General features: G+C 45.9%; 14 protein-coding genes. 12 read left to right on the top strand and 2 right to left on the bottom strand.

Annotated elements, in window-relative coordinates:
* Nucleotides 1–361: transposase (locus NA59_RS01000; RefSeq protein ID WP_044406522.1), on the bottom strand; the 361-nt coding region annotated here is incomplete at its 3' end.
* 138 nt (nt 362–499) lie between these two features.
* Between NA59_RS01000 and NA59_RS00995 the strand changes: the two genes are divergently transcribed.
* Genes NA59_RS00995 through NA59_RS00985 form a run of 3 tightly spaced genes read left to right on the top strand, consistent with a single transcriptional unit; the run spans nt 500 to nt 1,289 of the window.
* The gene (locus NA59_RS00995; RefSeq protein ID WP_044406519.1) at nt 500–796 is read left to right on the top strand and encodes a ribbon-helix-helix domain-containing protein; all 297 of its coding nucleotides are present in this window, start codon (nt 500–502) and stop codon (nt 794–796) included.
* A complete protein-coding gene (locus NA59_RS00990; RefSeq protein WP_044406516.1) occupies nt 793–1,065 on the top strand; it encodes a type II toxin-antitoxin system RelE/ParE family toxin in 273 nt (90 codons plus the stop codon). The genes NA59_RS00995 and NA59_RS00990 overlap by 4 nt, the downstream gene beginning before the upstream one ends.
* Complete coding sequence (locus NA59_RS00985; protein ID WP_456154829.1) at nt 1,050–1,289, top strand: DUF3820 family protein; 240 nt, start codon at nt 1,050–1,052, stop codon at nt 1,287–1,289. The genes NA59_RS00990 and NA59_RS00985 overlap by 16 nt, the downstream gene beginning before the upstream one ends.
* A gap of 175 nt (nt 1,290–1,464) precedes the next feature.
* Here NA59_RS00985 and NA59_RS00980 read toward each other — a convergent pair whose 3' ends face one another.
* Complete coding sequence (locus tag NA59_RS00980; RefSeq protein ID WP_044406513.1) at nt 1,465–1,947, bottom strand: DsrE family protein; 483 nt, start codon at nt 1,945–1,947, stop codon at nt 1,465–1,467.
* Between the two features lie 359 nt (nt 1,948–2,306).
* Between NA59_RS00980 and NA59_RS00975 the strand changes: the two genes are divergently transcribed.
* The 9 genes from NA59_RS00975 (at nt 2,307) to NA59_RS00935 (ending at nt 11,217) form a co-directional block, all read left to right on the top strand.
* Nucleotides 2,307–3,437 carry a GNAT family N-acetyltransferase gene (locus NA59_RS00975; RefSeq protein ID WP_044406510.1) on the top strand — a complete coding sequence of 377 codons (1,131 nt, stop codon included), beginning with the start codon at nt 2,307–2,309 and terminating at the stop codon, nt 3,435–3,437.
* A gap of 122 nt (nt 3,438–3,559) precedes the next feature.
* On the top strand, nt 3,560–4,507 hold the full coding sequence (gene ribF / locus NA59_RS00970; protein ID WP_044406503.1) for a bifunctional riboflavin kinase/FAD synthetase: 948 nt from the start codon (nt 3,560–3,562) through the stop codon (nt 4,505–4,507).
* Between the two features lie 8 nt (nt 4,508–4,515).
* A complete protein-coding gene (gene ileS, locus NA59_RS00965) occupies nt 4,516–7,344 on the top strand; it encodes an isoleucine--tRNA ligase (RefSeq protein ID WP_044406490.1) in 2,829 nt (942 codons plus the stop codon).
* Between the two features lie 17 nt (nt 7,345–7,361).
* Nucleotides 7,362–7,655 carry a BrnT family toxin gene (locus tag NA59_RS00960; RefSeq protein WP_044406487.1) on the top strand — a complete coding sequence of 98 codons (294 nt, stop codon included), beginning with the start codon at nt 7,362–7,364 and terminating at the stop codon, nt 7,653–7,655.
* Nucleotides 7,652–7,864, top strand: a complete 213-nt coding sequence (locus tag NA59_RS00955; RefSeq protein ID WP_044406483.1) for a hypothetical protein — start codon at nt 7,652–7,654, stop codon at nt 7,862–7,864. Before NA59_RS00960 ends, NA59_RS00955 begins: the two co-directional genes overlap by 4 nt.
* A 200-nt stretch (nt 7,865–8,064) precedes the next feature.
* On the top strand, nt 8,065–9,396 hold the full coding sequence (gene rimO / locus NA59_RS00950; protein WP_044406477.1) for a 30S ribosomal protein S12 methylthiotransferase RimO: 1,332 nt from the start codon (nt 8,065–8,067) through the stop codon (nt 9,394–9,396).
* 93 nt (nt 9,397–9,489) lie between these two features.
* Nucleotides 9,490–9,879, top strand: coding sequence for a hypothetical protein (locus NA59_RS00945; protein ID WP_044406474.1), 390 nt, complete (start codon nt 9,490–9,492; stop codon nt 9,877–9,879).
* 303 nt (nt 9,880–10,182) lie between these two features.
* Complete coding sequence (locus tag NA59_RS00940) at nt 10,183–10,647, top strand: hypothetical protein (protein WP_044406471.1); 465 nt, start codon at nt 10,183–10,185, stop codon at nt 10,645–10,647.
* A gap of 48 nt (nt 10,648–10,695) precedes the next feature.
* The gene (locus NA59_RS00935) at nt 10,696–11,217 is read left to right on the top strand and encodes a DNA-deoxyinosine glycosylase (protein ID WP_044406469.1); all 522 of its coding nucleotides are present in this window, start codon (nt 10,696–10,698) and stop codon (nt 11,215–11,217) included.
* The last annotated feature ends 40 nt before the right edge of the window (nt 11,218–11,257 follow it).

Here is an 11,257-nt window from a genome sequence, read left to right as displayed (position 1 = left end):
ATAGGGCATCCAATAGGTTGTCTTTTTGTAGACGTTGGCGAAAACGCCAGATGGTAGAGTGATCAGGTACGCTATCGGTTAAGCTGAGCTGGACAAATCGACGAAATAATAAATCGCGAGCCAGTTGTTTTTCACAGGCTGGATCACTGAGGTTGTACCAGGTTTGTAATAGTAGGATCTTGAACATAAGTAGCGGTGGAAAGGCACGCTCACCCATTGGGTTGCTATGGATGTTGAGCATTAAGGCTTCACACGCTGACCAGTCAATTAGCTCTTCAACCCCATCTAATTCATTGAGTGCCGGATGGGGGCAGATAAATGCGTCAGCGAGTGAGGTCTGTGAGAGGTTTTTCCATGCCATGTGATAAGATCCAGTAATATGTAATAATATGTTGCTATTTTAACAGATAAGTGATTTCTTTGCAGATTTATAGTGGTTTGGCAAGCTTTTCTCGTGCAAAGGTCTCTGTATGACAGTGTAAGTGATGGAGTAGGGCTGATGAGTTCTTTAACGATTCGATTGGATGCAGAAACGGATTCACTGTTAAGTAACTTGGCGAAGCGATTGCAGGAGAGTAAATCTTCATTAGCCCGCCAAGGCATCATGACCTATTTACAGCAACAACAGCAAAAAGAGATTCAAAAACAAGCTCTTGAACAGTCTTTTAGCGTTTTTTCTATTGATGAAGTTCAAAAACGGGTAGCGGAATCGGAAGCGAGTTATCAACTCAGTGATGAAGAATACGAGCAAGCGATGAATGAGTTTTTTGCGCGTGAGCTTGGTCTAGTTCGATGAAGTTGGTTAAAATGCGGCCTTATGTTGTGCGTTTGCAATCTATTCTCCGTTATATTGCGCTTGATAATCCATCCGCTGCGTTGAGTTTTGAGCGTGAATTACAGGCCAAGCTTGAATTGGTTAAAAACCAGCTATTTATGTGCCGACCTTCCCATTACTTTCAGCATGAAACTTATCGTGATTTAATCCATCAAGGTTATAGGATTATTTATAAAGAGGAGCAGGATACGCTGCTTTTGCTCGATATTTTTAAATGGCAACAACGATAACGGTTACTAAGCTAATGAACCCAGACAACTTAAAACAACTCGTTACACTCACGATGCCTTACGGTAAATACAAGGGGCGACTTATTGCTGATTTGCCAGGGCATTACCTTAATTGGTTTGCGCGTGAGGGCTTTCCAACCGGTAACTTAGGGCAGTTATTGGCGCTAATGCACGAGTTAGATCACAATGGTTTAAAACATCTTCTTGATCCGATAAGGAGGTAGATAATCAGTGGCGGCACGCTCTTTGGTAAGCTAGCTTTTATTCGTGATTTGGTGAAACTCGCCGATTTAAAGGGCGGTGAAAATTTTAAATTATCATTAAAAACAAGCGTTCGATAACGCTGGGTGTTGAACAGGATTAGCAACCCCCAGCGGGGTTGCGTTATGTTTACAGAACTTAGTGGATGCCAATAATTGCATAGCCTTTGTTTTGCAGGCTGATGAAGCTGACATAGCTGTTGCCGACCACGTCCAGCGGAGCGCGAATTTTGCCGTTTTCGACGCCAAACACGCGATTGGCAATCGAACAGACTTCAGCGTTGACGCCTTTAAGCTTCAGCAGGGCATTTAAATGTTCATTAAATTCTTCGACCTGCACCATCTGATCTAATTCCACCGTATCTAGCGCCTCCGTCAAAAATCGAACATTTTGGCCGTGGAAGGCTAGAGTCATTTCTGGTTGAAGCCCAGCTTCTTTTAGATTTTGATAGGTTTCGGTGATAACCTGCATTTGTACGGTTAAAAAGGCGGGGTTGGAGTTGGTAATATCCCAGACCACCTTCGCTTGTGTCATGCCCTCTAAAGCTCGACTGTTATCCGGTTGCGCAATAGCGCCGCCAACAACAAACAATGATAAAACCAATCCAATTAGTTTGCGCATAAAAACCTCCATTTGGTGAAAGATTAAAAATAGAATGAACTTTCATTCTATTTGTCTTTATCTGATTTTACAACAAAATATTTAAGGAATAAATATGTAGATTAGATGCGGGTTCAGTAGGCGAAAAATATGACATGCATTTTGTAGTCAGCGCGAAGCCGCAGGGACTATCGGTGAGCAAACTGGGGGCGGAGTATGACAGCATAGGCCGGAATGGTTGTGAACGCTATCTGTGACAAGGTGGTTGGCATTTTCGGTCGCACCCAGTTTATACTATTGTCTACAAAGTTTAGCAGAACAAGCTTGTTCTGCGTGAAATTTATGAAATAGGCGAGTTAATATAACCAGGCCTGGTGATTATGGAATTACATTTAGTTCGACAGATTGCAGATATTGATCAGCGGGCCTGGAATGGGTTGGTGGTGGATAATCATCCGTTTTTGCGCCATGAGTTTTTGCAGGCGTTGGAGGTGTATCAGTGTGTGAGTCCGCAGTTTGGTTGGTATCCGCAGCATGTCGCCGTGTATGATCAAGGGCGCTTAATCGCGGCGATGCCGCTTTATGCCAAAACCAATTCTTATGGTGAGTTTGTATTCGACCAGGCCTGGTCGCAGGCTTGGCAGTCGGTGGGCTTGCCCTATTACCCTAAATGGGTCAGCGCCATTCCTTATGCGCCCGTCACCGGTCCAAGGTTTTTAGTTGCGCCAGATCAGGATGCCGATAAGATCCAAGCTTTATTGCTAGCGAGTTTACAAAAGCAGGCGATGGCACAACAAATCAGCGGTTGGCACATTCTTTTTGCTGATCAACACAACCAGGCCTGGTTGAATAATCAGCCTAATTGGTTAGTGCGTCATGACTGTCATTTTCATTGGTTTAATCGCGGTTATCAAACATTTGATGACTTTTTGGCTGAGTTAAAACCTAAAAAACGTAAAAACATTAAACAAGAGCGCCGCAAGGTGCAGGATGCAGGGGTGACGATTAAACGGCTGAATGGTCATACGGCGACAGAGCAAGATTGGCAAGATTTTGCTGGGTTTTATCAAAAAACCTTTGCCGAGAAACACAGCCTTGCCACGCTTAATCAAGATTTTTTTCAGGCGGTAGCGGCCGCCTTGCCGGATAATGTCCTGCTGGTGATGGCACAGCGTGAGGGTGTCAATATCGCGGGTTCGTTGATGTTTTATAGTGATACGACCTTGTTTGGTCGCCATTGGGGCTGTGTTGAAGAGGTCAATTCATTGCATTTTGAAGCCTGCTATTATCAGGGCATTGAGTTTGCGATTGAGCAGGGTTTGCAACGTTTTGAGCCCGGTGCAGGTGGTGAGCATAAAATCGCACGCGGCTTTGAACCGGTGATAACCCAATCTGCACATTGGCTGGTGCAAAATCCGTTTCCGAGTGGGATTGCGGGTTTTTTAGTGGAAGAAAAAACTATGATTGAGCAGTATTATGCAGACTGTTGGCAACAACGCCCGTTTGTTTGAGGCGCATGGGTGCTGGGTGTGGCCGTTAAGCATTTAATCAAAAAATCGGCAGGTTACATCTAACGCGCAATCCGTTATAATTGCGCTTTTGCCATTAATAACGATACCCTTAACGACGCCCTATGCAACTGATTCGCGGTTTACACAATTTAGCTAGTTATCAATCTCGGTTTGATGCGGGCAGCGTGGTCACGATTGGAAATTTTGATGGTGTGCATTTGGGGCACCAGTGTGTGTTAGACGCGCTCAAAACCCAGGCAAAGCAGCGTGGCTTGCCGAGTGTGGTGATGGTGTTTGAGCCTTTTCCGATTGAGTTTTTTAGCCCTGAGCAAGCGCCTGTTCGCTTGATGAATCTGCGCGAAAAAGTGCGCGCGCTGGCGGATGCCGGTGTGGATTATTTAGTCTGCATGACATTTAATGCGGCCTTTTCAGCCATGAGTGCCCATGATTTTGCGCAACAGATTTTAAACCAGGGTTTGAATGCCAAGCATTTAGTTATAGGCGATGACTTTCGATTTGGTCATCAGCGCGAAGGCGATTTTGGTTTTTTGTCTGCATGGGGTGCGCAAACAGGCTGTCAGGTGAAGGCGATGCCGACCTATAGTATGGGGGGCGAGCGTGTGAGTAGCACACGGGTGCGTGATGTATTGGCCCAGCCTGATTTAACCTCGGCACAAGCGATGATGGGGCGTGAGTTTCGCTTTGAAGGCCGTGTCATTCATGGTCAAAAACTGGGGCGTACGCTGGGGTTTCCAACCTTAAATTTAAATCCCAAGCGTTTGCAAATGCCTGTGCGCGGCGTGTTTGCGGTTCGTGTGGCAGGGCTGGTGGATCAGCCTTGGCCGGGGGTGGCGAATATGGGTGTCAGACCGACCGTGCAGGGGCAAAGACCCTCGATTGAAGTCCATTTATTTGATTGGCAGAAAATGGTGTATGGCGCCCATGTTGAAGTGCGCTTGCAGGCGTTTATTCGCCCAGAAATGAAATTTAGTGGTTTGCCCGCGCTTCAGGCACAAATAGCTGAAGATGCGCGGCAAGCTAGACAACTTTTAAAACTTAGTAATCCTTGAGACCTATCATGACCGACTATAAGCCAACCTTAAACCTTCCAGAAACTGATTTTCCGATGCGCGGTGGTTTGCCACAGCGTGAGCCAAAGCAAGTTGAAAGCTGGTTAAAAAACGATGTCTATCACACTGTGCGCCAAGCCATGGCAGGGCGTCCTAAATTTATTTTGCATGATGGCCCACCCTATGCCAATGGCGATATTCATATCGGTCATGCGGTGAATAAGGTGCTCAAGGATATGATTGTGAAGTCCAAAGGTTTGAGCGGTTTTGATGCGCCGTTTGTGCCGGGTTGGGATTGTCATGGTTTGCCGATTGAGCATAACGTGGAGAAAAAACACGGCAAGGTAGGCGTTAAGTTAAATGAGCGTGAATTCCGTCAGGCCTGCCGCGATTATGCACAAAGCCAAGTTGAAGGTCAGATGAAGGATTTCCAGCGTTTGGGAATTATGGCTGATTGGAATAATCCCTATTTAACCAAAGCGTTTGATTTTGAAGCGAATGAAGTACGTGCCTTGGCAAGAATTATTGAAAAAGGGCACCTGGTTAAAGGCACTAAGCCGGTTTACTGGTCGATTGGTGGGCGTTCGGCGCTGGCGGAAGCTGAGGTGGAGTATGAGGAAAAGCGTTCGAATGCGATTGATGTGCGCTTTAAGGTGCTGGATGAAGCGGCCTTTTTTGAACGCTGTCATCATGTTGAAGATCATACGGGCGAAGGCCCGATTTCAGTGGTTATTTGGACGACAACACCTTGGACCCTACCAGCCAACCAAGCGGTGGCGATTAACCCAGAATTAGAATATGCCTTGGTGCAGGTTGAAACCGAGCAGGGCAAGGAGCGTTTGTTTATCGCTGAGGCGCTGATAAAAGACGTGATGGCGAAGTGCGATATTGAGCATTATCGTGTGGTGGCGTATGGTCGTGGCGATCAGTTTGATTTAATTCGTTTAGCCCATCCTTTTTATGAGCGTATTGTGCCGATAATTTTGGGCGAGCATGTCACGACGGATGCGGGTACAGGTTGTGTGCATACGGCACCCGGGCATGGTCAGGACGACTTTATTGTTGGCCTGAAATATGATCTAGAGGTCGATTGTCCTGTGGATGGTACGGGTACGTTTGTTGAGGGTACGCCTTTGTTTGCGGGTATCAACGTGCTCAAAGCCGATGAGCCGGTGTTGGAGGTGTTGCGTGAACGCGGCGCGTTATTGCATCATGAGGCGATTCGCCATAGCTATCCGCATTGCTGGCGTACTAAAACGCCGTTGATTTTCCGTGCCACACCGCAGTGGTTTATTAGCATGGATCAACAAGGCTTGCGTGCGGCCGCAATGGCGTCGATTAAAACCGTGCAATGGGTGCCGGAATGGGGTCAAAACCGAATTGAGGCGATGATTGAAGGGCGTCCGGATTGGTGTGTGTCGCGCCAGCGTTTGTGGGGTGTGCCGATTTGTATTTTTATTCACAAGGTGACGGGTGAGATGCACCCACGCACCGTCGAATTAATGGAGCAGGTCGCGCAGCGTATTGAGCAGCACTCGATTGATGCTTGGTATGATTTGGATGCGCGCGAATTATTGGGCGATGAAGCCAATGATTATGAAAAGGTGCAGGATATTCTCGATGTCTGGTTTGATTCGGGCGTGACGCATTTTAGCGTATGCCAGCAGCGTGATGAATTGCAATCGCCAGCGGACTTGTATTTGGAGGGCTCCGATCAGCATCGTGGTTGGTTCCAATCGTCATTGTTAACAGGTATCGCCATGAATGAGGCGGCGCCTTACAAGCAGGTGCTGACGCACGGATTTACGGTTGATAAAGATGGCAAAAAAATGTCGAAGTCGAAAGGCAATGTCGTCGCGCCGCAAAAAATTGCGGATACGCTAGGGGCGGATATTTTGCGCTTGTGGATTTCAGCCGCTGACTATCGCTATGAAATGACGGTGTCGGATGAAATAATCAGCCGCACCGCCGATGCTTATCGCCGTATTCGCAATACCGCACGTTTCTTGTTGGCGAACCTGAATGGCTTTAATCCGGCCACCGATTTAGTCGCCTATGAGGATTTACTGCCGCTTGATAAGTGGGCGGTAGGGCATGCGCATCAGGTGCAGACGCAGGTGGTGGATGCGTATGAGCAGTATCATTTTCATCAGATTTATCAGGCGGTGTCGCATTTTTGTTCGATTGAAATGGGTGCGTTTTACCTAGATGTGATCAAGGATCGTCAATATACCTGTAAAACCGATGGTTTAGCACGTCGTTCAGCACAAACAGCGCTGTATCATATTGTAGAGGCGATGACACGTTGGATTGCGCCGATTTTAAGCTTTACCGCTGAAGAAATTTGGCCTTATATCCCAGGGGAGCGCAGCGAAACGGTGTTTGTTGCCACTTGGTATCAAGGTTTGACGGCTTTGGATGAGACCGCTGAGATGAATTCGGCCTATTGGGCGCAAATGATTGAAGTGCGCTCAGCGGTGGCTAAACGCTTGGAAGAGTTGCGTAACGCCGGTGAAATCAAGGCGAGCTTAACCGCACAGGTTAAACTCTATGCGGAGGGTGAATTGTTGAATGCCTTAACGCAGTTGGGTGATGAGTTACGCTTTGTGTTAATTACCTCTTATGCGCAGGTTTTGCCTATCAGTGATAAACCCGCTAGTGCGATTGAAACTGAACTAGCCGGTTTATGGATTGACGCCCAAGCAGTGCAGGCGGATAAGTGCCCGCGTTGCTGGCATCACCGCGAAGACATTGGCACCGACCCTACGCACCCAGAATTATGCCAACGCTGTGTAGACAACGTAATAGGCCAAGGCGAAACCCGCCACTTTGCTTAACGGTGTGATAAATTTTTATGAAATTTGAATGGGATCCTATCAAGGAACAAGTTAATTTAGCAAAGCATGGCGTGTCTTTTGAACAGGCCTGTTATGTTTTTTCAGACCCATTTGCTTTGACGATTTATGATGAAGCCCACTCTGAGTCAGAAGATAGGTGGATACTGTTAGGTAAGTCATTTAATGAAACGATCTTAACAGTAGTTCATACCTATAAAGATTTAGAGGGTATAGAAAAGGTTAGAATTATTAGTGCACGTAAATCGACAAAAATTGAAAGCAACACTTATCAAAAAAGGTGTCCATTATGAAACAAGAGTATGATTTTTCAGCGGCTGAACAGGGGCGTTTTTATCGCCCAATAGACGCGTTAGATATTCCAATTTATTTGGATCAAGACGTAAAGCAGTTTATGTTGACAAAGTTAAAATCTAAGTCCAATACCACTTCTTTGAGTGAATTAATAAATAGCCTTCTTAAAAAAGATATTGAAATAACAAAACAATTAAGCAGCGTTTAGGAGCCTGTCGGACTAAACCGGTCGAAGCGAAAAAAAGTCTGGTTTGAGTCAGTTTTTGTTTAATTCCGAGGAGAATAGCTAGCTATTTGACGAGGAAGTGGGCAAAAAATGGCCAAATCCAGCTTTTTTGCAGCCGATTGGCTTTAGTCCGACAGGCTCCTAGCGAGTTAAGTAGCGCGCAATACAACTGTGAGAAAAATATGAGTAAACATCAGCCTACAGTGGGTGTCGTTAGTTTGGGTTGTCCAAAAGCAACGGTGGATTCGGAGCGGATTTTGACCCAGCTGCGCACAGAGGGTTATCACTTGTCGAATTCGTATCAAGATGCGGATACCGTCATTGTCAATACCTGTGGCTTTATTGATTCGGCGGTACAAGAGTCATTAGATGCGATTGGGGAAGCCTTGCGTGAAAACGGCAAGGTGATTGTGACCGGTTGCTTGGGCGCGCGTGATGAAGAAATTCTCAAGCATTACCCGCAGGTTTTATCGGTATCTGGCCCCCAGGCCTATGAAACGGTATTGAATGCGGTGCATGAAGTCATCGCCCCGCCCGAGCATAACCCCTATGTGGATTTAGTGCCGCCGCAGGGGGTTAAGTTGACGCCTCGCCATTACGCTTATCTAAAGATTTCTGAAGGCTGTAATCATCGCTGCTCCTTCTGCATTATTCCCTCAATGCGTGGTGATTTAGTCAGTCGACCAGTGAGTGAGGTGTTGGATGAGGCTAAACGTTTAGTCGAAGCTGGGGTGCAGGAGTTGTTGGTTATTTCGCAAGATACCGCCGCCTATGGGGTTGATGTGAAGCATAAGCTGGATTTTTGGAATGGTCAGCCGGTTAAAACCTCAATGACAGGCCTGGTTAAAGCACTCGGGGATATGGGTGTTTGGGTGCGTTTGCATTATGTGTATCCTTATCCGAATGTCGAAGAGGTGATTCCTCTGATGGCCGAAGGCAAGGTATTACCTTATTTGGATATGCCATTGCAACATGCTGATAAGCGCGTGTTAAAAGCCATGCGCCGCCCAGGCAATATTGATAAACAGCTGGAGCGTATTCAACAATGGCGTCAGCAAGTGCCGGATTTAACCCTGCGCTCGACCTTTATTGTTGGCTTCCCGGGGGAGACCGAAGAAGAGTTTCAGCGCTTATTGGATTTCTTGGCGTTAGCTCAGCTTGATCGGGTCGGCTGTTTCCAGTATTCACCCGTTGAAGGTGCGGCGGCGAACGACATCGCGGAGCAGGTGCCTGATGAGGTTAAACAGGATCGCTATGATCGTTTTATGCAAACCCAGCAGGCGATTAGTGCGAAAAAAATGCAGGCTAAAATTGGTAAACGCATGAGCGTGTTGGTTGATGAGGTCGATGATGAGGGTGCGATTGCACGCTCGGCGGCGGATGCCCCTGAGATTGATGGCATGGTCTTTATCCCAGAAGGGCAGGACTTAGAGCCTGGTGACATGCTAGAGGTCGAGGTATTTGCGGCAGACGAATATGACCTTTGGGCGGAGCCTGTAAAAAATAGTGATTAGAAAAGTCGTTTTTAACTGGACTAATGAAGTTAAATAACCTAGTATTGTAAAGGTTTAAGAGTATCCATAATAATAACATCAGGAGGATGTAGAATGAGACAGATTACTGTTTTTATGATAGGTCTAGGGCGTATTGGTGGCAAGTTTTATAGTCAATTTGTCAATATAGACGAAAGTCGAGTTAAAATTTTAGCGGTCAGCGAGCCCAATATGGCGAACCCATTATTGGAGGATGTCAAAAATCGTGGTATTCCAAATTTACCTAACTACGAAGAAGCCATTCGTGAGTACGGCGATAAAATTGATATCATTATGGACACGTCAAACCGTCCAGAGTTAAAGCTGGCTGTGCGACGCTTGCTTCAGGAGACCAATAATCAGCATACTGTGTTAGTGCCGATGGTCGTGGATTATTTGATGTGGTATTTATTGGCAGATTCCGAGGCTATTCCTCAGTCACATCATGAGAGTATTGGTTATTAGCCCGGATATTTAGCTTCGCTTTCTTTGATTCATAAAGTTCACGCGTCCTCGCTTGTCTTTTGATTTCCCAGCAGATTTTTCTCAGTTGGCTGTATGACTAACTACAGCACTCCTTCGAAAAAAACTGGGAAACCAATGTACTGCGCGATTATCACGCGAATTTATGACAAACCCGGGCTGGCCCTATTAAACCCTCATTAAAAAAGCGCCTTTTGGCGCTTTTGTTTTCTTAATTCATCTCTTTTTTATCCTTAACAATCTCAGCTATTTATGCGATACTTCATTTTTTTATGGGGGTATAGCATGATTTTATTGAAAAAGTGGTTTGTTGGTTTTGGGTTGTTGTTGGCATTTACTGTGGCACAGGCACAAACCCTGCAGCCTGTCAGTTTTGAAGACCAGCATGGTAGCGTTATTGAATTGAACTCAGAGGTGAAGTGGATTATTTTTAGTCATCATAACAAGGGGGCTAAAATGACCAAGCAGGCAATAGATGAATCTGGGATAAAAGATTTTGCTGCGCATCAAGGGCTGTATATTGCTGACATTTCAAAAATGCCAGCCTTGATTACTCGCATGTTTGCGATGCCGGCGATGCGTAAGTACGAGTTTAATCTTGCACTGGATCGTGATGGTGAATTAACCCAAGGCTTACCTAAGCAGGAAGACAAAGTGACTTTAATGAAGTTGGATAACCTATCTATCGTTGATACTCTGTTTGTCGATAGCCCTGAAGCGGTGGTTGAGTTTATTAATGCAAATCGCTAGTAATTTAAAGGCAGCAATTGCAAAGCTAGGGGCTAACCAGGCCGGGTTATGATTTGCCAAGGTTTTGCACCGATTGAACCCGCTGAAATGCGGGTTTTGATTTTGGGTTCGATGCCGGGTGCGGCCTCGCTCCAACAACAGGCTTATTATGCCCATCCACGCAATAGTTTTTGGCCGATTATGGCGCAGTTGTGTAACCAGGCCTGGTCGGAGGATTTTGAACAACGCTATGCACAATTGTCGCATTGTTATGTTGGGTTATGGGATGTGTTGGCTAGCTGCCAACGTGCTGGTAGTTTAGATAGTGCGATAAAACCTGATAGCTGTAGAGTTAATAATTTAGTTGATCTGATTAAAGCGCATCCAGAGTGTCGTGCGATTGGATTTAATGGTGCCAAGGCATTTGAGTTGTTCAAAAAGCATATCTATTCTACCCCGCATCCTACCCAGCAAGCAGAGTTCAAAGCGATTCAACTTATTGAATTACCCTCTACCAGTCCGGCCAATGCCCGCCTCAATTTGGCTGAAAAAACAAATATATGGCAGGACAAATTGTGTAATTTCCTATAAAATAACTCGGTTATTATTTAAGATTAATTTTGGACACCTC

It is taken from the genome of Thiomicrospira microaerophila (assembly GCF_000934765.1).
Taxonomy (GTDB): domain Bacteria; phylum Pseudomonadota; class Gammaproteobacteria; order Thiomicrospirales; family Thiomicrospiraceae; genus Thiomicrospira; species Thiomicrospira microaerophila.
This window is presented reverse-complemented; position numbering and strand designations above follow the sequence as displayed.

Bases quoted from the DNA above. Each gene is read 5' to 3' on its own strand.
- NA59_RS00960 (WP_044406487.1), top strand. From the start codon at position 7,362: ATGAAATTTGAATGGGATCCTATCAAGGAACAAGTTAATTTAGCAAAG.
- NA59_RS00935 (WP_044406469.1), top strand. From the start codon at position 10,696: ATGATTTGCCAAGGTTTTGCACCGATTGAACCCGCTGAAATGCGGGTT.
- NA59_RS00955 (WP_044406483.1), top strand. From the start codon at position 7,652: ATGAAACAAGAGTATGATTTTTCAGCGGCTGAACAGGGGCGTTTTTAT.
- ileS (WP_044406490.1), top strand. From the start codon at position 4,516: ATGACCGACTATAAGCCAACCTTAAACCTTCCAGAAACTGATTTTCCG.
- ribF (WP_044406503.1), top strand. From the start codon at position 3,560: ATGCAACTGATTCGCGGTTTACACAATTTAGCTAGTTATCAATCTCGG.
- NA59_RS00995 (WP_044406519.1), top strand. From the start codon at position 500: ATGAGTTCTTTAACGATTCGATTGGATGCAGAAACGGATTCACTGTTA.
- NA59_RS00990 (WP_044406516.1), top strand. From the start codon at position 793: ATGAAGTTGGTTAAAATGCGGCCTTATGTTGTGCGTTTGCAATCTATT.
- rimO (WP_044406477.1), top strand. From the start codon at position 8,065: ATGAGTAAACATCAGCCTACAGTGGGTGTCGTTAGTTTGGGTTGTCCA.
- NA59_RS00940 (WP_044406471.1), top strand. From the start codon at position 10,183: ATGATTTTATTGAAAAAGTGGTTTGTTGGTTTTGGGTTGTTGTTGGCA.
- NA59_RS00985 (WP_456154829.1), top strand. From the start codon at position 1,050: ATGGCAACAACGATAACGGTTACTAAGCTAATGAACCCAGACAACTTA.
- NA59_RS00945 (WP_044406474.1), top strand. From the start codon at position 9,490: ATGAGACAGATTACTGTTTTTATGATAGGTCTAGGGCGTATTGGTGGC.
- NA59_RS00980 (WP_044406513.1), bottom strand. From the start codon at position 1,947: ATGCGCAAACTAATTGGATTGGTTTTATCATTGTTTGTTGTTGGCGGC.
- NA59_RS00975 (WP_044406510.1), top strand. From the start codon at position 2,307: ATGGAATTACATTTAGTTCGACAGATTGCAGATATTGATCAGCGGGCC.